Genomic DNA, 22,246 nt, shown 5'->3' with positions numbered 1-22,246 from the left:
CGACTACAAACATCCCAATTAGAAAGGAAGTGTGCTGTAATGGCACTAACACTCTATGATACAGCCAATGGCATAAGCCTTCGGTTGCTCACACCCCAGGATACACAGTCCTATCTGGACCTGATTCAGATCACACGCGTCCCATACCAGGCTGTAGAACCCGTGCGAGACGATGAATTCTATACACTGGATGCTCAGACTCGGCGGATTGAGGATCGGGTCAAGGCAGCAGAAGAAGGTACAGGATATCAATTTGGAATCTATACCATTAAAGACAGCCTGTTGATTGGACAAGTAAGTATCAACAATGTCGTATTGGGCGTTGCCAATTATGCGGATATGGGTTACTTTATCCATCCGGATTATCAGGGTGGCGGACGAATGACAGCAGCGGTTAAACTGGCCGTAGCTTATGGCTTCCGTGCGCTGAAGTTAAATCGGGTTCAGGCTGCGGTATTACCCTCCAATAAAGGTTCACAGCGCGTACTGGAGAAGAACGGATTCCAGTTTGAAGGTACTGCGCGCAAATACCTCAAGATCAACGGCAAATATCAGGATCATCAGATCTATGCTGTACTTGCTGAAGACTTGGACGAACTTGCGAATTAATTGATTTAGAAGCTTCCCAATAAAGCTGTCTGTATTCCCAATTTAACTATATACAAATTTAATATTCAAAACCGCACTACCCTAGTTATGTAGGAGAGAGTGCGGTTTTATTTGTATATATCACCAGCCACGATTCAACTTCAAAGATCAATTATGTTGCGGATATCCCCCTTACGCTGTATAGCAAAAAAAACCGCCTGTACCCAAGCGGAAGGAGATTATCCTTCACTTGAATCACAGACGGTTTGAACTCAGCGAGATTAGTATCCGTATGAAGCGTTCATCAATTCTTCGAACTCTTGCATAGTAATTACCTCATCGCCAGTAGGGATGTTGATTTTGAATGCTGCTTTTTCGTTAATCTTGGTGTACGTATTGGAACCGGTAAATGCCAATTTCACTTCGTCTTTTGTACCTTCTGGCTTGATCAGCAAATCAGCGACCATCTTTTGATATACAGGGAAGTCGTTTTTGTCCAATGCGAAATCGATGTTGAATTGGTTGATTGTCAGAACATCTTTCAATTTATCCAAGTCTTTAGCCATTTCAGCCTGATCTGCTTCAGTGATCTTCAGATCTTCTTTAGCTTTGTCGATATCAGCCTGATCCATTTGCAGCATTTCACGATATTCCTCTTTGGACAGAATATCCAATACTTTAGGCATAGCTTTTGTTACCAGTACAGTAACTGCTTCTTTAACATTGTCATTATTCACCGAGAATTGTACAACTTGCTTCGCATCTACACCCTCAGGAAGTTTTGCATCTTTGGTGTCTAGATTTTTGAAGAATTTAGCTTGATCGTACTCGCTCAGCACTGCGTCCATGACTTCGTTGCTCAGCTTTTGCGTTTTGGCTGCGTCCATAGCATCCGGGTTCCATTCTGTACCCTCTTGCTCAGCCAGTTCTTTCAGGTCAAGTTCCAAGAATTTGCCTACAACGTTCTCCGGAATCGGGAAGAACGGAATATTCGGCACTTTCACATAGAGTTTCTCAGCCGTCATCACCATTGGGATGTTAAAGGTCATACCCATGTCGCCTTTAAGCTCGATGCCAAGAGTCATCTCTGTCTGCATAGGCTCACTTTGGTATACACCTGTTACATTCAACTGAGCATCCTTCAGCATGCTCATAAACTGAGTCATAGTAGGATCAGTTTGTGACGCATCCCCAGGTTTATAGCTCAATTCATTAATTGTAAAGTTGGAACTCATCTCATACGATGTCAATTTGGAAGCATTGGCCGCAGCCGTCTTCAATGCCTCTTTTGGTTCCTGCTTGCTGCTACATGCTGTCAATGCCATAGATACGGTCAACAGCAACGTAAGAAGAAGCGCCCCCATACGTTTAGTCATTTGTTTCTCTCCTCTCGTGATAACCCCAAAAAAAGTAATTCAATATCAATGATATACCATATCAACAGATACCGAAACCTAATTTGGGAAAAATGTGATCTTTCCTCTTTAAAATGGCTACAAAGACCTATGTCAGCTTTGGGAATATGCGTGTGCCTGTCTTTATATATGTATGAATACGCAAAAGCCCCCTGTTAGGTAACAAGGGACTTTTGCGTGAATCTGTTTCTTCTATTAACCTTGAGGATTCAAATGATCCACATGATTTTGATTTTTTACTTTTTTGGAACCGGATAATGGTTCCTGCATGGAAGAGCGTTTGGATGAATGACGATGCTGTTCGGATGCTTGCGCTTCCGGTACGGGAATTGTTTTTGGTTTGCTCATATTATTGCCCCCTCATCATTGTTAGGAATGGGATGGGTCCCTATCTTCCGTTTTGTCATGATTCAGTGCATCCTGATGACGGCGATCATTAATATCTTGCTGAATTTGCTGGGCATGATGACTGTTTACGGCAGGCTGCTCCAGATCATCGACTACATTTTGCAGGTTTTTGTCTACTCCCGCTTTGGCTTTAGTCAATTGAGTTCACTCCTTCAGATTTCAGGCTATTATCTCGTCTGGGATTGTAACGACTGGGCGCATTCATGAATGTGCCGTGTATAATCGTGAGCCAGTTCCTGAATCGGTTCTGTACGCTCATCCGTCGTTCGTCCATCCCGTTCCACATCAATCAGCTGTACGCTGACTTCACGGGAATCGACATATGCACATTTGAAATCAAAAGAGTACATCTCGTGCCCTGCTGTAGCAATGTGTATCCGAATCGCCTGCTGATCGGCTTCATCGGCCATTACCTGAGCCTGGTCTCCAACATTCAGGACTTGAGGCAAACGTTCTTGCCAGGCCCCTACAAGCTCTGTCTGATCGATGTTTAACTCGCGGTTCATCTTACCACCTCCACTCCTATAAAGTGCGGCGATTAAGATGTTTTTATACATATTAGACTTATTCAAAATATAACGTTGTACTGAGCAACATATACATCGGTCACTAACCTGTATGCTCACTATGCTGGACAAACTAAACGCAAAAAAGGACCCGAGCGAGATCGCTCGAATCCTTGTTATAAGTGTAGTATGGCGGAGAGGGTGGGATTCGAACCCACGTGGAGTTGCCCCCTAACGGTTTTCAAGACCGCCCCGTTATGACCGCTTCGGTACCTCTCCAGGGAAATTAACTTTTATAAACTTGCCACGAAAAGTATCATACCACATCTCGACATTATAATGCAACCTTTTTATATTAAAATTATGATCCCGTATCAGACAACTGCCTCAGTTATACAAAACACTCCAATCCGCCATTCCGAAATGACGGATTGAATTTGTATTCCCCTTGATGAGGATGGTTAGCTAACTCTTACTTAAGAGCGACGTGCAATCACACTTGCACCGCCCATATAAGGACGCAATGCTTCAGGAATGACAACCGTACCATCTTCCTGTTGATAGTTCTCCAGGATAGCGGCTACAGTCCGTCCAACGGCCAATCCTGACCCGTTCAATGTATGAACAAATTCAGGTTTCGCTTTTGGTTCTCTGCGGAAACGGATATTGGCACGACGTGCCTGGAAATCCTCACAGTTGGAGCACGAAGAAATCTCACGATAGGTATTGCTCTCAGGCAACCATACTTCAATATCATACGTTTTAGCTGAAGTGAAGCCCATATCTGCCGTGCACAATGTCAGGACGCGATACGGCAAGCCCAACAATTGAAGCACACGCTCCGCATTTTGAGTCATTTGCTCCAGCTCTTCATACGAAGTCTCCGGAGTAGAGAGCTTGAGCAGCTCTACTTTGTTGAATTGATGCTGACGAATCAATCCGCGTGTATCCCGTCCAGCCGAACCGGCTTCAGAGCGGAAACAAGAGCTGTATGCCACAAAGTGCTTAGGCAATTGATCTACATTCAGAATCTCTTCGCGATGATAGTTCGTTACCGGAACTTCAGCAGTAGGGATCAGATAATATTCGGTATCTTTCAACTTAAACAGGTCTTCTTCGAACTTAGGCAGTTGACCTGTTCCAAACAAGCTATCCCGATTAACGATGTATGGAGGCAGAATCTCTTCATATCCATGTTGATCGCTGTGCAGATCCATCATGAAGTTAATCAATGCACGTTCCAGACGTGCGCCTAATCCTTTATAAAAGGTAAAACGGGAACCTGTTACTTTGGCAGCCGCCTCAAAATCAAGAATATCGAGATCCTGCGCAATTTCCCAGTGTGCTTTTGGTGCAAAAGTAAATGACTTCGGCTCTTCCCAACGACGAATCTCAACATTGTCGTCTTCAGAAGCTCCAATAGGTACGCTTTCGTTAGGAATATTAGGAATTGCCATTGTGAGATCATTGATCTTCACTTCCAGTTCCCGAACTTCTTCGTCCATGGCTTTGATTCGATCAGAGACTTCGCGCATCTCCACAATCAGATCATCAGCATTCTCACGATTCTTCTTCAGTCTAGCAACTTCCGCGGAAACTGTATTCCGACGGCTCTTCAGTGTTTCACTCTCTTGAAGCAATTCCCGACGCTTGGCATCCATCTCGGTAAATCCAGCGATAAGATCCAGCGATTTGCCACGTTTAGTCAATGCTTCTTCCACACGTGCATACTCATTCCGCAATATTTTCACATCAAGCACGTTATACCCCTCCTAAATAACCTCACAACGTGAAGCCTTATGTTAAATCCATTCTCCAAACTCTACTGTATACACCATACTATATACTTATCGGAACCTGTAACCCAAAAAACAACCTATATCCCCCTTGTCACCCTCCGCTGCGATTCCCGCTATGAAGCAGATACAGGCAACATCAGGCATCCGTTCAGATGCAACTGCCAACCAGTGGCCTTACACGGCTTCTGGGGAAGTCATCCGATGACCGGGAGATCATAGGTTGTACATCATGCATTATTTAGAGTCTACCGTGTTTTTGTAGGATCTGGCCATGTCTACAAAATAAGTATGCAGACGATAGTCATCCGTCAATTCTGGATGGTAGGAGCAAGCCAGCAAATGTCCCTGACGAGCCGTAACAATCTCATCCTTATATGTGGAGAGAACCTCCACCTGATCTCCGACACTTTCGATCAAGGGCGCCCGTATAAATACAGCCCTTACCGTTTCCTCAATGCCTTTGACTGGCAAATCCGTCTCAAAACTCTCTCTCTGCCGTCCAAATGCATTTCGGGATACAGTCATATCCATTAGCTCCAAATGAGCTTCTTCTTGCCCTGCAATGTGTTTAGCCATAACGATCAAGCCAGCACAGGTACCAAATACCGGTTTGCCCTCAGCAGCAAACGCCCGAATGGCATCCATAAACCCATACTTGCGCATCAGTTTACCGATCGTCGTGCTTTCCCCGCCAGGAAGGATAAGACCATCCAAGTCCTCCAATTGCTGAACCTGTTTGATAGCTATACCTTCTGCTCCAGCACGTTCAATACTTCGAATATGCTCTGTGACAGCTCCTTGAAGTGCTAAAACGCCGATCTTCATACGCTCATTCCCCTTCTCTTACCAGCCACGATCTTGCATACGGTAAACGAACATTGTACTTTTTTACTTCATCATACGTGAATTCTAACTTGATATTTTACCGGAAAAATTGTAAATATACAATCCATCCGGTCGGAATAACTTGTATTTTGTCAATGATATGATCATGTAACATTAAAATCATGATCATACTCTTTCCATGAAGTTTGCTAAGGGTTAGAACAGGTTTTTGATTCCGTCAAAAAGATCCACGAAGAAATCCTTCACGGCACGGAAGAACAAACGGAACCATCCACCTTTTTCAGCCTCTTCAGCAGTGATCAAGTTCACTGTTTTTTCCTGTGGCTCAATTCCATCTGCTTTATACGTGTACGTTACTGTACCAACCTTTGTACCTGCCTTGATTGGTGCTACCAGCTTGTCAGCCTCAGTTACGTTGGCTTTGAACGTCACATCCAGGTTCTGAGTACCTTTGGGAACAACGAAACTTACCGCGTTATCTGTTACGACAGGAACAGTTGTTTCTTTACCTTTTTTCAAAGGTACTGCTTCCCAGCCCGTCACTTTGGTCTTGCCTGCAACAGCCTGCTTCACTTCAAAGTTGTTAAATCCATAGTCCAATACCTTTTTAGTTTCTCTGAAACGTGCGGATTCCGAATCTGTGCCCATAACAACACTAATTAGACGCATACCGTTACGTTCTGCTGTACCTGTAAAGTTATTACCTGCGTTCGTGGTATGGCCTGTTTTCATTCCATCCAGACCTTCATAGGCATAGCTTTTGAAATTGGTTATATTTTTATTCGCTTCCAGCATCCAGTTGTAATTGATAATTGGAGCTTTATCATTTGGACGGAACTTATAGGATTGAATGGTTGTAAAATCTTTGTAGTCCGGGTGATCCATGATGATATATCTGCACAGAATCGCAGCATCCATTGCGGACATCACTGTTTCCTTGTCTTCAGCTGGACGGAAGTCGGCAGGCATATCTGCTCGGTCTAGACCGGAAGAGTTGATGAAGAACGTATCCCTCATGCCCATACGCTTCGCTTCATCATTCATCATTTTCACGAAAGCTTCTTCCGAACCGGCAACATGTTCAGCCAAAGCAACCGTAGCATCATTGGCAGAGCCAACAGCCATAGCTATATAGAGATCCTTAACTGTGTGCTGGTCACCTTCTGCGAGGAAAATACGCGACCCGATACTTTGTGCAGCATTCTTTTTAACAGTTACAATATCGTCCCAACCGAATTTACCTTGTTTGACCTGTTCTGCGACAATGTACTCTGTCATCATCTTGGTCATACTGGCAGGTGGCATTGCTTTATCCGCATCAACATTTAGTAGAATCTGTCCCGTTGAGGCTTCCATTAGCACCGCAGATCTAACCTCAAGCCCAAGCGAGTCTACCCCAGGCACCTGTACAGCTTTCTCCGTCTTCGTTGTTGTTGCCGCAGCAGTCAGAACCTGACCGGAGTTGTCCGCAGCAGCCATGACCGGCATTACTGCAGACATACAAAGCATGTTAATTAGCATTACCGAGGCTACGCTCTTTTTGAGCATTTGGCGTTTCTTTTTATTCATGTGTTTGGCTTTCAATGATGAATACTCCCTTCGATCCAAAGCATTGTTAATTGCTTCAGTGCAGCTTATGCTGCGATTTTCTTGTTCCCTAACCTGCGTGTATGATGTATGAGATGTGTGCTATATGCGCTGTATCGAACGAGCAATATTATTGCTCCTAAAGTTCGTTATCGATTGTCACTTAGTCCGCATTTTGCAAATGCTTATGTAAAAGGACGTCCGCGCTTCTGTTTAACTGGCAGCCTTTTCTGGCACTGCATTTGCTTTTCAAAACCATATTCATAGATTCACGTCAAATAGCCGCCGCAACGCCTTAATCCATCCATGGATCGTCACCGCTTGTTCTATTCTATCACAGGGGTATCTGCAAAAAAAGACAGACCCGGTGAAAATCACCGAGCCTGTCCTGGAAATGATTAACTCTCTTCAGATTACAACGAGTAGTTAGGTGCTTCTTTGGTAATCTGTACATCATGGGGATGACTTTCGCGCAGTCCCGCACCTGTAATTCGGATAAAGCCTGTATCGTTACGAAGTTGCTCCAAGTTACTTGTACCACAGTATCCCATACCCGAACGCAGACCACCAATCAGTTGGTGGATCGTATCAGACAATGGTCCTTTGTAAGCAACACGACCTTCGATTCCTTCCGGAACCAGTTTCTTGTCATCATCTTGGAAGTAACGATCTTTACTACCTTGTTTCATTGCAGCCATTGAACCCATACCACGGTATACTTTGTAGCTACGTCCTTGGAAGATTTCAGTTTCTCCCGGGCTTTCTGCTGTGCCGGCAAACAAACTTCCCAGCATCACCGCGTGTGCGCCTGCAGCCAGTGCCTTCGTAATTTCACCAGAATATTTAATTCCGCCATCCGCGATAATCGGAACTCCATATTCGCGTGCCACTGTTGCACAATCGTAGACTGCAGTTACTTGAGGTACACCAATACCAGCGATAACACGTGTTGTACAAATCGAACCTGGACCAATACCTACTTTGACTACCGAAGCCCCTGCTTCGATCAGGTCACGAGTGGCAGCGCCAGTAGCGACGTTACCTGCAACGATGGTCAGGCTAGGGAAACGTTCACGAAGCTGACGTACAGCTTCAATGATATTGATGTGGTGTCCGTGAGCCGAGTCTACCGTAATCAGGTCGACACCAGCTTGTACCAAAGCATCTGCACGTTCAAATGTATCTTTGGAAATACCAATCGCTGCACCAACCAACAAACGGCCTTGAGCATCTTTGGCTGCATGAGGGAATTGAATGGCTTTCTCAATATCTTTAATTGTGATAAGACCTTTCAACGTGTTTGTCTCATCAACTAATGGAAGTTTTTCAATCTTGTGCTTCTGAAGGATACCTTCAGCTTCTTGTAGTGTAGTGCCTACAGGAGCGGTAACCAGATTCTCATGAGTCATGACTTCGCTAATTTTGATGCCGTAATCATGGATAAAACGCAAATCGCGATTGGTCAAAATACCAACCAGCTTCTGATCTCCTTCAATAATAGGTACACCGGAGATCCGATATTTCGCCATTACTGCTTCTGCATCAGATACCAGATGATCTGCCGTCAGTGAAAACGGGTTTGTAATAACACCACTCTCCGAACGCTTAACACGATCTACTTCTTCTGCCTGTTGTTCAACCGACATATTTTTATGGATAATACCGATACCACCTTCACGTGCAATGGCAATAGCCAATGTCGCTTCAGTTACTGTATCCATACCCGCACTAATCAAAGGAATATTTAGCTTTACACTATCGCTCAAACGAATAGATACATCTACTTCTTTAGGCAGTGTCTCGGATTTCCGTGGCACTAGCAATACATCATCAAAGGTGAGGCCTTCCTTACCAAATTTATCTTCCCACACGCAAGTGTTCCTCCTTATGTTTGCTCAGCTTTACGGTCCAAAACCCGAAGATTCCAGGCTGTATTTTACGCCGAAAATACGTTTTCTGAAAAATTTATTATTGCCATCTTAGCAAAGCGATATTTAGACTGTCAAGGAAAAGTACTTGGTTATATCAGGTGTATTGCCTGATGAACACAACTGTTTTTCCAGAGCGGACAAGTCTAGTTATTACGCAAAAAAACGTCAATTCGTATCGAATAACGTTACATTTATATATCCTATTGTGCTGATAAATTAACAAATTCAATCTGTATTTTAATCCCATACTGCATAATAAAACTATATAATAAAAACCACCACCGAATAACATCGGCAGTGGTTCTTTGCTTGGCGGCGTCCTACTCTCCCAGGACCCTGCGGTCCAAGTACCATCGGCGCTAGAGGGCTTAACGGTCGTGTTCGGGATGGGTACGTGTGGAACCCCTCCGCCATCGCCACCAAACGCATAGCTTAGCTTACATTTCAGAGTGTTGTTCTCTGAAAACTAGATTCGAAACGAAACATGCGAATTATCACTTGCTATTTGGATAAGCCCTCGACCGATTAGTACTGGTCAGCTCCATGCATTGCTGCACTTCCACCCCCAGCCTATCTACCTCGTCGTCTTCAAGGGGTCTTACATACTGGGAAATCTCATCTTGAGGGGGGCTTCACGCTTAGATGCTTTCAGCGTTTATCCCGTCCGTACATAGCTACCCAGCGGTGCTCCTGGCGGAACAACTGGTACACCAGCGGTACGTCCATCCCGGTCCTCTCGTACTAAGGACAGCTCCTCTCAAATTTCCTACGCCCACGACAGATAGGGACCGAACTGTCTCACGACGTTCTGAACCCAGCTCGCGTACCGCTTTAATGGGCGAACAGCCCAACCCTTGGGACCTACTTCAGCCCCAGGATGCGATGAGCCGACATCGAGGTGCCAAACCTCCCCGTCGATGTGGACTCTTGGGGGAGATAAGCCTGTTATCCCCAGGGTAGCTTTTATCCGTTGAGCGATGGCCCTTCCATGCGGTACCACCGGATCACTAAGCCCGACTTTCGTCCCTGCTCGACTTGTAGGTCTCGCAGTCAAGCTCCCTTATGCCTTTGCACTCTTCGAATGATTTCCAACCATTCTGAGGGAACCTTTGGGCGCCTCCGTTACTCTTTAGGAGGCGACCGCCCCAGTCAAACTGCCCACCTGACACTGTCCCCGCACCGGATTACGGTACCAGGTTAGAACCTAGATACGATCAGGGTGGTATCCCAACGTTGCCTCCACACAAGCTGGCGCTCATGCTTCAAAGGCTCCCACCTATCCTGTACAGATCGTACCCAAATTCAATATCAAGCTGCAGTAAAGCTCCATGGGGTCTTTCCGTCTTGTCGCGGGTAACCTGCATCTTCACAGGTATTAAAATTTCACCGGATCTCTCGTTGAGACAGCGCCCAAGTCGTTACGCCATTCGTGCGGGTCAGAATTTACCTGACAAGGAATTTCGCTACCTTAGGACCGTTATAGTTACGGCCGCCGTTTACTGGGGCTTCGGTTCACAGCTTCGGATTGCTCCTAACCACTCCCCTTAACCTTCCAGCACCGGGCAGGCGTCAGCCCGTATACTTCGCCTTACGGCTTCGCACAGACCTGTGTTTTTGCTAAACAGTCGCTTGGGCCTTTTCACTGCGGCCCCCTCGTGCTATTCACACTACCGGGGCACCCCTTCTCCCGAAGTTACGGGGTCATTTTGCCGAGTTCCTTAACGAGAGTTCTTCCGCGCGCCTTAGAATACTCTTCTCGCCTACCTGTGTCGGTTTGCGGTACGGGCACCATCACCTGGCTAGAGGCTTTTCTTGGCAGTGTGAGATCATGACCTTCGCTACTATAATTTTCGCTCCCCATCACAGCTCAGCCTTACAATGTGCGGATTTGCCTACACATCAGCCTCACTGCTTAGACGGACATCCATCAGTCCGCGTCACTACCCTACTGCGTCCCCCCATTGCTCATAACGGCTTACGGTGGTACAGGAATTTCGACCTGTTGTCCTTCGACTACGCCTTTCGGCCTCGCCTTAGGTCCCGACTTACCCTGAGCGGACGAGCCTTCCTCAGGAACCCTTAGGCTTTCGGCGGATCAGATTCTCACTGATCTTTTCGTTACTCATACCGGCATTCTCACTTGTATAATGTCCAGCGCTCCTTACGGTACACCTTCAACCCTTATACAACGCTCCCCTACCCCTGATGCAAAGCATCAAGCCATAGCTTCGGTGGTGTGTTTAGCCCCGTTACATTTTCGGCGCAGAGTCACTCGACCAGTGAGCTATTACGCACTCTTTCAATGGTGGCTGCTTCTAAGCCAACATCCTGGTTGTCTGTGCAACTCCACATCCTTTCCCACTTAACACACACTTGGGGACCTTAGCTGATGGTCTGGGCTGTTTCCCTTTTGACAATGGATCTTAGCACTCACTGTCTGACTCCCGGAAGTAAGTCTATGGCATTCGGAGTTTGACTGAGCTTGGTAACCCTTGCGGGCCCCGCACCCAATCAGTGCTCTACCTCCACGACTCTGTTTTCCGAGGCTAGCCCTAAAGCTATTTCGGGGAGAACCAGCTATCTCCGAGTTCGATTGGAATTTCTCCGCTACCCCCACCTCATCCCCGCATTTTTCAACATGCGTGGGTTCGGGCCTCCAGTGCGTGTTACCGCACCTTCACCCTGGACAGGGGTAGATCACCCGGTTTCGGGTCTACGTCCACGTACTATGTCGCCCTATTCAGACTCGCTTTCGCTGCGGCTCCGGCTCTTCACCTTAACCTTGCACGGGAACGTAACTCGCCGGTTCATTCTACAAAAGGCACGCCATCACCCCTAAAACGGGCTCTGACTTTTTGTAAGCACACGGTTTCAGGTTCTATTTCACTCCCCTTCCGGGGTGCTTTTCACCTTTCCCTCACGGTACTGCTTCACTATCGGTCGCTAGGAAGTATTTAGCCTTGGCAGATGGTCCTGCCGGATTCATACGGGGTTTCACGTGCCCCGCACTACTCGGGATCCGTCTCGGAGGGAACAGACTTTCAACTACAGGGCTTTTACCTTCTTTGGCGGGCCTTTCCAGACCTCTTCGCTTAACCGGTTCCTTTGTAACTCCATGTGAGACGTCCCACAACCCCAAAGAGCAAGCTCTCTGGTTTGGGCTTCTCCGCGTTCGCTCGCCGCTACTGACGGAATCACTATTGTTTTCTCTTCCTCAGGGTACTTAGATGTTTCAGTTCCCCTGGTATGCCTCTACACAACCTATGTATTCAGTTGTGAGTAACTGGAAATTACCCCAGCTGGGTTTCCCCATTCGGACACCCCCGGATCAAAGCTTGCTTACAGCTCCCCGAGGCAGTTTCGTTGTTCGCCACGTCCTTCATCGGCTCCTAGCGCCTAGGCATCCTCCGTGTGCTCTTAGTAGCTTAACCATTTTGTTCCGGTTTCGGTCGCTCGCTTCCCTTGGTTTGGACTACGTCCAAATCCAAAAGTCGCTCTCACCCGATACCATCACAAAAGCAATTTAACTACCTTTATAAACACTTCACTTGTTTACACAAGATCAGCTTAAAGGAATGTTCTAATTCGCGTTTGTTTCGTTTCGATATCTAGTTTTCAAAGAACAAGCTCCATGCAAAAGCAAGCTGTTTGAGAGTTTGAGCTCTCAAAACTGAGCAACGAGTGAGTGTTTTGCAGCTGAGCTGCATATTTGAATGTTTCCGTTGCAGGAAACGATTCTCCATAGAAAGGAGGTGATCCAGCCGCACCTTCCGATACGGCTACCTTGTTACGACTTCACCCCAATCATCTATCCCACCTTCGGCGGCTGGCTCCTTGCGGTTACCCCACCGACTTCGGGTGTTATAAACTCTCGTGGTGTGACGGGCGGTGTGTACAAGACCCGGGAACGTATTCACCGCGGCATGCTGATCCGCGATTACTAGCAATTCCGACTTCATGCAGGCGAGTTGCAGCCTGCAATCCGAACTGAGACCGGCTTTGTTGGGATTGGCTCCATCTCGCGATTTCGCAGCCCGTTGTACCGGCCATTGTAGTACGTGTGTAGCCCAGGTCATAAGGGGCATGATGATTTGACGTCATCCCCACCTTCCTCCGGTTTGTCACCGGCAGTCTATCTAGAGTGCCCATCCGAAATGCTGGCAACTAAATATAAGGGTTGCGCTCGTTGCGGGACTTAACCCAACATCTCACGACACGAGCTGACGACAACCATGCACCACCTGTCTTGAATGTTCCGAAGAAAAGGTACATCTCTGCACCGGTCATTCAGATGTCAAGACCTGGTAAGGTTCTTCGCGTTGCTTCGAATTAAACCACATACTCCACTGCTTGTGCGGGTCCCCGTCAATTCCTTTGAGTTTCAGTCTTGCGACCGTACTCCCCAGGCGGAGTGCTTAATGTGTTAACTTCGGCACCAAGGGTATCGAAACCCCTAACACCTAGCACTCATCGTTTACGGCGTGGACTACCAGGGTATCTAATCCTGTTTGCTCCCCACGCTTTCGCGCCTCAGCGTCAGTTACAGCCCAGAGAGTCGCCTTCGCCACTGGTGTTCCTCCACATATCTACGCATTTCACCGCTACACGTGGAATTCCACTCTCCTCTTCTGCACTCAAGTCACCCAGTTTCCAGTGCGATCCGGGGTTGAGCCCCGGGATTAAACACCAGACTTAAATGACCGCCTGCGCGCGCTTTACGCCCAATAATTCCGGACAACGCTTGCCCCCTACGTATTACCGCGGCTGCTGGCACGTAGTTAGCCGGGGCTTTCTTCTCAGGTACCGTCACCTTGAGAGCAGTTACTCTCCCAAGCGTTCTTCCCTGGCAACAGAGCTTTACGATCCGAAAACCTTCATCACTCACGCGGCATTGCTCCGTCAGGCTTTCGCCCATTGCGGAAGATTCCCTACTGCTGCCTCCCGTAGGAGTCTGGGCCGTGTCTCAGTCCCAGTGTGGCCGATCACCCTCTCAGGTCGGCTACGCATCGTCGCCTTGGTGAGCCGTTACCTCACCAACTAGCTAATGCGCCGCAGGCCCATCCCCAAGTGACAGATTGCTCCGTCTTTCCAGTTTCCTTCAGGCGAAGAAAACAATTATTCGGTATTAGCTACCGTTTCCGGTAGTTGTCCCAAACTTGAGGGCAGGTTGCCTACGTGTTACTCACCCGTCCGCCGCTAACCATCAGAGAAGCAAGCTTCTCTTCAAGTCCGCTCGACTTGCATGTATTAGGCATGCCGCCAGCGTTCGTCCTGAGCCAGGATCAAACTCTCCAATAAAGTATTGAAAAGAGCGATAAGCTCATTTTGAATCTGACGAGATTAAAAATCTCATTTGTGCTCCAGTCGATTCAAGCCAAGGCATGTTTCAAACTTTTGCGTTCATTCTGCAAGCAGAATGTTTACTCACTCGTTGTTCAGTTTTCAAAGATCAAACTTGTTTCGTTACCGAATGTCGTTCTCTTCAGCAACTTTTATATCTTATCACATCCGAACCAACTTTGCAAGCTCTTTTTTCAAGTTTCTTTCGAAGCTTATTTCATTTGCTTGCCGCACCGTGTAAACCGTGTTTTCTTGGCCGGAATTAGAATATACCATGTACAGATATTGAATGCAAGTCTTTTTTTGAAACTATATTTAACAATCGGTTTGATCTAATACGGACGTACATATGTTATTCTCCCAACTTAGCAACTTCATACGCACGTCCACCTAACTTTTTAATGTTTAACATTCCTAGCAGGAACCTTTCTTGGCCATAAACTGTAACTAAAGCTTATCAGAAAATCGATTCCGAGTATCATTCCCCACACTCTGATCAGATTATTGAAAACAGCTGTACGTTCAGCATCTCCAATCCACCATATCATGGCGAATAGAAAAGCACTTCCTATAGCCCAAGCCAATAGATGTCTAAACCATCCACTACGCTCACGACTCGCATGTTCTCTACCATATAACTTGTTACTACGAGGGTTTTCTCCACCTTTGAACCAATATAGGAAATATCGATCCGCCCAAGCGATCATCTGGTGACCATAGGCAATGCTTGCTCCTATATACACCGCAGCTATACCATGAATCATACTTGCTGTAGCTCCTCGCTGTAGATCCATAACTGTAGCTACCAGCAATAACAGATCGATAACCGGCGTCGCCATTAACAAACCGATGCCTATTCGCTTCATGCCAAAGAGATACCTGACACTCAGACCCGCGAACACAAACACCCAAAAGGCAATCTCACAACCTATAATGAAATAACCAATCATTTCAGCCTCTCCTTTTTTGATACAATTGTATTAAATATAATTTAGCACGTATGTATTATAATAATCAATAGTGATATAATATGCCTATGCCTAAAATTGTTGATCACGATAAACAGCGCGTGCTCGTGGCCGAGGCAGCTTGGCGTATTATACGAAGAGATGGCATGGAACAGGCCTCTGTTCGGAATATCGCTGAAGAAGCTGGAGTTTCGGTCGGTTCGATGCGTCACTACTTTTCTACTCAATCGGAACTACTACGATATGCCATGAATTTGGTATCTGAACGGGTGTCTCAACGAGTCCAAAAAATGTCCTTTACCGGCTCTCCCATGGACAATATGAAATGCCTATTGCTCGAATTCTTACCAAACACAGAAGAAAAACTGGCCGAGATGGAGGTGTGGTACGCTTTTACAGCCAGATCGAAAACCGATCCTACACTCAAAGAACTTGCTAATACCGTATATGATGAACTCAGACAAGCTGTAGGCTCTGTTATCGCCTACCTGATAAAGCTCGACCTCTCCAGAGCCGATCTGGACAAAGAACTGGAGATTGAAAGATTGTATGCACTCGTGGATGGCTTAGGCATACATACCGTGCTTAGACCGGATCAGATGAATGCCAAACTTATGGACGATGTTCTCACTTTGCATCTTGCTTCCTTGTGCCGTTAAACCAAAAAAACCGCAGCACATTCGTTGTACTAAGGCCCGTTACGATAACAGGAGTTAGTTCTGAATGTCTGACGGTTTTTATTTTTATCCGATAATGATCCGGCCCTCCGGATGACGATACAGTTTCTTCTCTTTGCGCGGACGAAGGGCATACGCGATGGTTAATGGCCCAATCCGACCTACAAACATGGTAAAGGTAATAATGATTTTTCCCCAATTGGTCAACTCATCAGTCACTCCCACAGAAAGACCCACGGTACCGATTGCGGATGCAGCTTCAAACATCAGTGAAAGGAATGGCGCATCCTCTGTCGTAAGCAGAAGCATCACCACGATCATGAATATGATCAGAGAAACCATAATAATGGTCAGCGCCCTCATCAGCAGTTCTTTCGGAACACGCTGGCGGAAAAACACAATATCCTTATTTCCCCGAATCATGGCATACACTGCACCAATCATAATCAGGAATGTAGTCGTCTTGATCCCGCCCCCGGTCGATCCTGGGGAAGCCCCGATAAACATCAGCAGAATGAAGAAGAATTGGGTAGCCTGCCTCATCTCCGTGATATCGATTGTGCTCGTTCCCGACGAACGTGTAGATACAGACTGGAAGAAGGACGCATAGATCTTCTCGCTCCAAGTGAGTGAAGCCAGTGTATGTCCATTGGTGAATTCGAAAACAAACAACACAATCGCTCCTATACCGATCAGTGCTCCGGATACAGACAGCACCAATTTGGACTGAAGAGATAGACGGCGACGTTTGCGATACTCAAACAGGTCATTCAATACAACAAATCCAAGTCCACCAGAGACAACGAGTACAGAAGCGGTCACATTGAATATCCAGTCTCCAGTGTAGTATTGAAAGCTGTTGCCAAACAGGTCAAATCCGCCGTTATTAAATAGTGAAACAGAGTGAAATACTCCATAGTATACCGCCTGACCCAATGGCATCTCCGTTGCCCAGCGCAGCGCTAGTATGACAGCTGCCACCCCTTCAATGGTAAAGGAGAAAATCAACACCTTGCGGATAATGCGTACTATCCCTTCCATACTGTCTGCATTAATGGCTTCTTTGAGTAATAACCTGTCCTTGAGTGAGATTCGCTTGCCCAATACAAGTGCAAAGAGAGTAGCCATGGTCATGAATCCGAGTCCACCAAGCTGCATCAATACCATAATGACGATCTGACCAAACAAATTAAACGTTGTCCCTACATCCACAACAACCAATCCAGTCACACATGCAGCAGAGGTTGATGTAAAGAGCGCGTCAATAAACGCCAAATGCATACCGCTTTGGTTGGAGATTGGTAACATGAGAAGCACCGTTCCAATCGCAATGATAAGCAGAAAACCACCGACCAGAATTAACGGAGGAGATAAGAATTTGGCAAAGTGAAGCCTGAACTTCATGAAGGGCACCTCTTTTAACAAAAATACGAACAGGTTAATCTAACAAATTCAAGACGCGGTGTTACCCTAATGGTGTGCTGTAAGCAAGGGCCTTCTGACAAACTTTATTTTTAGCGTCTATGTAAACCTAAAGAGGAACTTGCCCCAGCATGATACTGAACGGCAGGTTCCTCTTCTATTATGAACGTATCCTACGTTCCTTATTTAATCTTGCGTACGAGGACGCATGTGCGGGAAGAGCAGTACGTCACGAATCGACGGGGAGTTGGTAAGCAGCATGATCAGACGATCAACCCCGATTCCTAATCCGCCTGTTGGTGGCATACCATATTCGAGCGCACGGATGAAGTCGTCATCCATCTCATGAGCTTCGTCGTTCCCATGTTCTTTCTCCAGCATCTGTGCTTCAAAGCGCTGACGCTGATCGATTGGATCATTCAGCTCTGTGAAGGCATTGGCATGCTCGCGTCCAACGATGAACAATTCGAAGCGATCCGTAAAGCGCGGATCTACATCATTTTTCTTCGCTAGTGGTGAGATTTCAAGAGGATGTCCCATAATGAATGTCGGTTGAATCAACGTCTCTTCTACAAATTCTTCAAAGAACGCGTTCAGAATATGACCAAATGTCATATGTTTTTCAACCGGAACCTTATGTTCCTTCGCCAAGTTATGTGCTTCCTCATCCGTCATGTGTACGGAGAAGTCTACGCCCGCGACTTCCTTAACTGCATCCACCATCGTAACACGGCGCCACTGTGGCGTAAGATCTACTTCATAATCTCCATACTGGATCACTTGCGTACCCAGTACTTCCTGTGCAATATGAGCAACCAGGTTCTCCGTCAATTGCATAATATCCTTGTAGTCGGCATATGCCTCATACAATTCAATCATTGTGAACTCTGGATTGTGACGTGTGGACATACCTTCGTTCCGATATACACGGCCGATCTCATATACCTTCTCCAGTCCGCCAACAATCAGACGTTTCAGGTGAAGTTCAATCGCAATCCGCATGTACAGTTCCATATCCAGCGCATTGTGATGTGTGATGAACGGACGTGCTGCCGCTCCTCCTGCGATCGTATGCAACGTAGGTGTTTCCACTTCCAGATATCCAAGGGAATCCAGGTAACGACGCATCGATTGAATGATTTTGGAACGTGCGATAAAGGTCTGTTGTACGTCCGGGCTCATAATCAGGTCAACATAACGTTGGCGGTAACGCAGCTCTACGTCAGTGAGACCATGGAATTTATCCGGAAGCGGATAGAGCGATTTGGACAGCACTTCAAGATCTTTCACTTTGACAGAAGTTTCACCTGTTTTGGTCTTAAAGATCACACCCGATACCCCAACGATATCGCCAAGGTCAAGCAGGCTAAATGCCGCATACTTGTCTTCAGGCACGCTATCCTGACGAACATAGATCTGGATTCTGCCGCTCAGGTCCTGAATATGTGCGAAGCTTGCTTTACCCATTCCCCGCTTCGCCATAATCCGTCCGGCAATACTGACTTCGATGTGCTTCTCTTCCAGCTCTTCCTTGGTCAGTTCTTCATACTTCTTCAGAATGGAGCCGGCTTCTTCGGTACGTACGTATTTTTGGCCAAAAGGGTCGATTCCCAATTTGCGGAGCTCGTCCAATTTGTCACGGCGAATTTGTAAAAGCTCGCTAAGTTCGGTTTCCTGATTCAAGACTTCATCCGTCATGATCTGTATTCATCTCCTTATTTACATTGCAGGCATCGCGAGAGGACGTTTTTCCTCTAATGTTGAAAAAGCTTCCCTAAGGAAGCTTTTGTTTACCGCGCCCAACTGCTTCGTTGCTATAGCTTTTTAATGTCCATAATTTTATATTGAATTACGCCAGCAGGCACACTTACATCAACAACTGTACCTTTTTTCTTGCCCAGAATCGCTTTACCTACAGGGCTCTCATTCGATATCTTGTTCTGAAGCGGATCTGCCTCCGCAGTACCTACAATCGTATATTCCGTGATGTCGCCAAACTCCAGATCTTCTACAGTGACGGTTGCACCCACGCTTACGGCATCGGTATCGATCTCGTCGCTGTTAATAATCCGCGCGTTACGAAGCAATTTCTCCAACGTGATTACACGTCCTTCAATGAAAGCTTGCTCATTCTTCGCGTCTTCGTATTCAGAGTTTTCACTGATATCTCCATACCCGATGGCTACCTTAATCCGTTCAGCCACTTCGCGGCGCTTCACTGATTTCAATGTTTCCAATTCTTCTTCCAGCTTCTTGAGTCCTTCTGGTGTAAGGATAACTTCCTTGTCGCTCATCTCAACCGATTCTCCTGTCATGGGAATAAATTTGATTGTACGGCAACGGAATCAGTGCTTGTTACAGAGCTCCGCTCGCATACATCTTCAAAACTATATGAAGTTCTCCAGAGAAATAGAATATTCCTCCTGATGCTATAGCCTTATTAACGCACATGGCGAATTTATACTGAGAAATTATAGGGGAACGATCTCGAAAAGTCAATGTTAGTCCCCTATAGGTGTAAACGTTTTACAGATGCGTTTATAATTAAGATGCATTTCCGGCGATTACCGGTTCTGACTCCAAATTACCTTCGCTTTTCAACTGACTCACAAAGTTCTCCAGAATCTGTACCATCTCGTCCCGCTTGGTTCCTTCCATAATAACATCCTTGATGCGGGCAGATCCTTTCAAACCTTTCAAATACCAAGCCAGATGTTTACGCATCTCGCGTACGGCAACTGTCTCATTCTTCAATGCGATCAGGCGATCCATATGCAGGATGGCAACACGGATCTTCTCTTCGCCATTCGGGTCAGGAAGCAATTCCCCCGTGCTTAAGTATTGAATGGTACGATACAGCATCCATGGGTTACCCAGGGCAGCACGACCAATCATAACTCCGTCACAACCCGTTTCATCCAGCATACGGCGTGCATCCTCTGGTGTATGGACATCACCATTGCCGATCACTGGGATAGAGACAGCTTCTTTTACATCTTTGATGTGTGACCAGTCAGCTGTGCCTGTATAGAGTTGCTCACGCGTACGGCCGTGTACACTTACCGCCTGTCCACCAGCACGTTCAACCGCGAGCGCATTCTCCACCGCGAAGATATGCTCGTTATCCCAGCCGATACGCATCTTGACCGTCACCGGCTTCTCCACCGCGTCCACGACAGCGGATACCATCTCATAGATTTTGTTCGGATCAAGCAACCAACGTGCACCGGCATCACATTTCGTTACCTTTGGCACAGGGCATCCCATGTTAATGTCGATGATGTCTGCATTGGTTTCTTGGTCCACGATTTTGGCTGCTTCTACAAGGGAATCACGATCTCCCCCAAAAATCTGAAGGCTCAGCGGTTTCTCACGCTCATCTACAAACAACATCTCACGTGTACGCTGGTTGCCATGGACAATGGCTTTGCCACTCACCATCTCCGCGCATACGAGGCCTGTTCCGAATTCTTTTGCGATCAAACGAAAAGCCGGATTACATACGCCAGCCATCGGCGCAAGTACGACCTGGTTTTTCATTTCAATGCCACCAATGTTAAGCACGGTAGTCGTTCCACTCCTTTTTTAATTCTGTATATATCACGATATAAAGTTTGATCGGTGTCTTGGTTGTTGTAACATGGCGAAACCGAAACGGTCCTAGTTGCCCCGCAACTCCTCGATACTGATTGCCAGCACACCAGCAATTCGATCGAGCTCTTGCTGTGATACCTTACGGTTTCCCCGTTCAATGGTTCCCAGAATGGCCAGCGAGATGCCGGTCTCGGCCGCAAGTTCATGTTGTGTTAAACCTTTCAGCTTCCGGAATGCCCGGATTCGGTTGGCCAATTGCATGTTTTCCAAAGCTGTATTCCATCCTTTCCATCCAGTACAGACAACGATGAGTGTACAAAGGTATACAAACCTGAAATCTCGCCCTCCGGTACGATATCCGACAGTGGGACAAGCACAAAAGCCCGTTCTCCCATGCGGGGATGAGGCAATTGAAGCAATTCGGTATCTCGCGTCTCACCGTGCATCCAGAGCAGATCCAGATCAACAGTGCGCGGTCCCCAGCGAATATCACGAACACGACCGAGACGGTTCTCGATATCCAATAATTCCGTGAGCAACTGCTCAGGTGTCAGCATCGCCTGTACGGCGACTGCCATATTCAGAAATGCAGGCTGATCTACATATCCTACAGGCTCCGTCTCATATAGTGCAGAACAACGCAGAACGGATATATGAGGGTGTTCATCCAGCAAAGACAATGCTTCAAACAGCGTCTGTTCCCGGTCACCCAAATTGGCCCCTAAAGCAATATAAGCCTCTGAGGATTCAGAGGTCGAATGTGCAATCATGATCGGTTCTCACTTTCTTGTGCGGCGAAGCTCTACCGTTACGCCCTCAAAATGAATATCGAATGGCGGATGTGGCTTCGTCACCTTGACTGTCAATGCATTGATAATAGTATAAGTGTCTAGTAAAGAAGATGCAATATGTTCGCCCAAAGCTTCAATTAACTGGAATGATTTATTTTCTACAATCTGTTTTACCAGCTCATGGATCTCCGCATAATTAATCGTTTTGGTCAGATCATCGTTACGTCCGGCCTCACCCAGGTCCATATCAATCTCCAGATCAATATAATACCGCTGCCCAAGCTTCCGTTCTTCTGCAAAAACACCATGATATCCGTAATACTCCATACGATGCAATACCATTCTATCCATACGATCCGCCTGCCCTCTATATA

At 46.6% G+C, this 22,246-nt stretch carries 18 protein-coding genes, 1 tRNA gene and 3 rRNA genes; 2 read left to right on the top strand and 20 right to left on the bottom strand.

Translation table 11 applies throughout. The features are described 5' to 3' along the window. Nucleotides 1-39 precede the first annotated feature (39 nt). Entirely contained in the window at nucleotides 40-609 is a 570-nt protein-coding gene (locus MKY44_RS00470; RefSeq protein ID WP_341005692.1) for a GNAT family N-acetyltransferase, read from the top strand. 260 nt (nucleotides 610-869) lie between these two features. On the opposite strand, the gene MKY44_RS00465 is transcribed toward MKY44_RS00470, so the two are convergent. From MKY44_RS00465 to MKY44_RS00405, 13 genes are all read right to left on the bottom strand, one after another. Next, nucleotides 870-1,964, bottom strand: coding sequence for a hypothetical protein (locus MKY44_RS00465; protein WP_341005691.1), 1,095 nt, complete (start codon nucleotides 1,962-1,964; stop codon nucleotides 870-872). Nucleotides 1,965-2,198: 234 nt separating this feature from the next. Then, entirely contained in the window at nucleotides 2,199-2,351 is a 153-nt protein-coding gene (locus MKY44_RS00460) for a small acid-soluble spore protein P (protein WP_036607296.1), read from the bottom strand. Nucleotides 2,352-2,372: 21 nt separating this feature from the next. Then, a complete protein-coding gene (locus tag MKY44_RS00455; protein ID WP_017691325.1) occupies nucleotides 2,373-2,549 on the bottom strand; it encodes a hypothetical protein in 177 nt (58 codons plus the stop codon). A 29-nt stretch (nucleotides 2,550-2,578) separates the two neighbouring features. After that, on the bottom strand, nucleotides 2,579-2,917 hold the full coding sequence (locus tag MKY44_RS00450; RefSeq protein WP_036607297.1) for a hypothetical protein: 339 nt from the start codon (nucleotides 2,915-2,917) through the stop codon (nucleotides 2,579-2,581). Between the two features lie 190 nt (nucleotides 2,918-3,107). Beyond that, nucleotides 3,108-3,196 (bottom strand) — tRNA-Ser (locus MKY44_RS00445). A gap of 197 nt (nucleotides 3,197-3,393) precedes the next feature. Next, nucleotides 3,394-4,677, bottom strand: a complete 1,284-nt coding sequence (gene serS, locus MKY44_RS00440; RefSeq protein ID WP_017691327.1) for a serine--tRNA ligase — start codon at nucleotides 4,675-4,677, stop codon at nucleotides 3,394-3,396. A gap of 273 nt (nucleotides 4,678-4,950) precedes the next feature. Continuing rightward, on the bottom strand, nucleotides 4,951-5,541 hold the full coding sequence (gene pdxT, locus MKY44_RS00435) for a pyridoxal 5'-phosphate synthase glutaminase subunit PdxT (protein ID WP_341005690.1): 591 nt from the start codon (nucleotides 5,539-5,541) through the stop codon (nucleotides 4,951-4,953). Between the two features lie 216 nt (nucleotides 5,542-5,757). Then, nucleotides 5,758-7,146, bottom strand: coding sequence for a D-alanyl-D-alanine carboxypeptidase family protein (locus MKY44_RS00430; RefSeq protein ID WP_341005689.1), 1,389 nt, complete (start codon nucleotides 7,144-7,146; stop codon nucleotides 5,758-5,760). Nucleotides 7,147-7,562: 416 nt separating this feature from the next. Then, nucleotides 7,563-9,020, bottom strand: coding sequence for an IMP dehydrogenase (gene guaB / locus MKY44_RS00425; protein ID WP_341005688.1), 1,458 nt, complete (start codon nucleotides 9,018-9,020; stop codon nucleotides 7,563-7,565). Between the two features lie 367 nt (nucleotides 9,021-9,387). Next, nucleotides 9,388-9,504 (bottom strand): 5S ribosomal RNA (gene rrf / locus MKY44_RS00420). An 81-nt stretch (nucleotides 9,505-9,585) separates the two neighbouring features. Then, nucleotides 9,586-12,511: ribosomal RNA gene (locus tag MKY44_RS00415) — 23S ribosomal RNA — on the bottom strand. Between the two features lie 314 nt (nucleotides 12,512-12,825). Beyond that, nucleotides 12,826-14,378: ribosomal RNA gene (locus tag MKY44_RS00410) — 16S ribosomal RNA — on the bottom strand. The 16S, 23S and 5S rRNA genes sit together here, the layout of an rRNA operon. A 440-nt stretch (nucleotides 14,379-14,818) precedes the next feature. Further along, entirely contained in the window at nucleotides 14,819-15,370 is a 552-nt protein-coding gene (locus MKY44_RS00405; RefSeq protein WP_341005687.1) for a hypothetical protein, read from the bottom strand. 86 nt (nucleotides 15,371-15,456) lie between these two features. On the opposite strand from MKY44_RS00405, the gene MKY44_RS00400 reads away from it, so the two are divergent. Next, nucleotides 15,457-16,047, top strand: coding sequence for a TetR/AcrR family transcriptional regulator (locus tag MKY44_RS00400; RefSeq protein ID WP_341005686.1), 591 nt, complete (start codon nucleotides 15,457-15,459; stop codon nucleotides 16,045-16,047). Nucleotides 16,048-16,131: 84 nt separating this feature from the next. Here MKY44_RS00400 and MKY44_RS00395 read toward each other — a convergent pair whose 3' ends face one another. From MKY44_RS00395 to folB, 7 genes are all read right to left on the bottom strand, one after another. Beyond that, nucleotides 16,132-17,469 carry a TrkH family potassium uptake protein gene (locus MKY44_RS00395; protein WP_341005685.1) on the bottom strand — a complete coding sequence of 446 codons (1,338 nt, stop codon included), beginning with the start codon at nucleotides 17,467-17,469 and terminating at the stop codon, nucleotides 16,132-16,134. A gap of 204 nt (nucleotides 17,470-17,673) precedes the next feature. Next, nucleotides 17,674-19,185: a lysine--tRNA ligase gene (gene lysS, locus MKY44_RS00390; RefSeq protein WP_341005684.1), complete on the bottom strand. Its 1,512-nt coding sequence runs from the start codon at nucleotides 19,183-19,185 to the stop codon at nucleotides 17,674-17,676. 116 nt (nucleotides 19,186-19,301) lie between these two features. Further along, the gene (gene greA / locus MKY44_RS00385; protein WP_036606099.1) at nucleotides 19,302-19,781 is read right to left on the bottom strand and encodes a transcription elongation factor GreA; all 480 of its coding nucleotides are present in this window, start codon (nucleotides 19,779-19,781) and stop codon (nucleotides 19,302-19,304) included. 250 nt (nucleotides 19,782-20,031) lie between these two features. Then, entirely contained in the window at nucleotides 20,032-21,051 is a 1,020-nt protein-coding gene (gene dusB / locus MKY44_RS00380) for a tRNA dihydrouridine synthase DusB (protein ID WP_091018303.1), read from the bottom strand. Between the two features lie 96 nt (nucleotides 21,052-21,147). Continuing rightward, a complete protein-coding gene (locus MKY44_RS00375) occupies nucleotides 21,148-21,342 on the bottom strand; it encodes a helix-turn-helix domain-containing protein (RefSeq protein WP_036668438.1) in 195 nt (64 codons plus the stop codon). After that, nucleotides 21,303-21,851 carry a 2-amino-4-hydroxy-6-hydroxymethyldihydropteridine diphosphokinase gene (gene folK, locus MKY44_RS00370; RefSeq protein ID WP_047844503.1) on the bottom strand — a complete coding sequence of 183 codons (549 nt, stop codon included), beginning with the start codon at nucleotides 21,849-21,851 and terminating at the stop codon, nucleotides 21,303-21,305. The genes MKY44_RS00375 and folK overlap by 40 nt, the downstream gene beginning before the upstream one ends. 9 nt (nucleotides 21,852-21,860) lie before the next feature. Next, nucleotides 21,861-22,223 (bottom strand): dihydroneopterin aldolase, encoded by a 363-nt coding sequence (folB, locus tag MKY44_RS00365; RefSeq protein WP_036606103.1) that lies wholly within the window; start codon nucleotides 22,221-22,223, stop codon nucleotides 21,861-21,863. Nucleotides 22,224-22,246: the final 23 nt, after the last annotated feature.

Source organism: Paenibacillus sp. FSL R7-0026 (assembly GCF_038004485.1).
In the GTDB taxonomy this organism is placed as follows: domain Bacteria; phylum Bacillota; class Bacilli; order Paenibacillales; family Paenibacillaceae; genus Paenibacillus; species Paenibacillus xylanexedens_A.
The sequence above is the reverse complement of the archived record's forward strand: the minus strand, read 5'-3'. Positions and strand labels throughout refer to the sequence as shown.

Excerpts from the sequence above, each read along its gene's own strand:
- MKY44_RS00470 (WP_341005692.1), top strand. The coding sequence starts at position 40 with ATGGCACTAACACTCTATGATACAGCCAATGGCATAAGCCTTCGGTTG.
- MKY44_RS00465 (WP_341005691.1), bottom strand. The coding sequence starts at position 1,964 with ATGACTAAACGTATGGGGGCGCTTCTTCTTACGTTGCTGTTGACCGTA.
- MKY44_RS00460 (WP_036607296.1), bottom strand. The coding sequence starts at position 2,351 with ATGAGCAAACCAAAAACAATTCCCGTACCGGAAGCGCAAGCATCCGAA.
- MKY44_RS00450 (WP_036607297.1), bottom strand. The coding sequence starts at position 2,917 with ATGAACCGCGAGTTAAACATCGATCAGACAGAGCTTGTAGGGGCCTGG.
- pdxT (WP_341005690.1), bottom strand. The coding sequence starts at position 5,541 with ATGAAGATCGGCGTTTTAGCACTTCAAGGAGCTGTCACAGAGCATATT.
- MKY44_RS00405 (WP_341005687.1), bottom strand. The coding sequence starts at position 15,370 with ATGATTGGTTATTTCATTATAGGTTGTGAGATTGCCTTTTGGGTGTTT.
- MKY44_RS00400 (WP_341005686.1), top strand. The coding sequence starts at position 15,457 with ATGCCTAAAATTGTTGATCACGATAAACAGCGCGTGCTCGTGGCCGAG.
- MKY44_RS00395 (WP_341005685.1), bottom strand. The coding sequence starts at position 17,469 with ATGAAGTTCAGGCTTCACTTTGCCAAATTCTTATCTCCTCCGTTAATT.
- lysS (WP_341005684.1), bottom strand. The coding sequence starts at position 19,185 with ATGACGGATGAAGTCTTGAATCAGGAAACCGAACTTAGCGAGCTTTTA.
- greA (WP_036606099.1), bottom strand. The coding sequence starts at position 19,781 with ATGAGCGACAAGGAAGTTATCCTTACACCAGAAGGACTCAAGAAGCTG.
- MKY44_RS00375 (WP_036668438.1), bottom strand. The coding sequence starts at position 21,342 with ATGCAATTGGCCAACCGAATCCGGGCATTCCGGAAGCTGAAAGGTTTA.
- folK (WP_047844503.1), bottom strand. The coding sequence starts at position 21,851 with ATGATTGCACATTCGACCTCTGAATCCTCAGAGGCTTATATTGCTTTA.
- folB (WP_036606103.1), bottom strand. The coding sequence starts at position 22,223 with ATGGATAGAATGGTATTGCATCGTATGGAGTATTACGGATATCATGGT.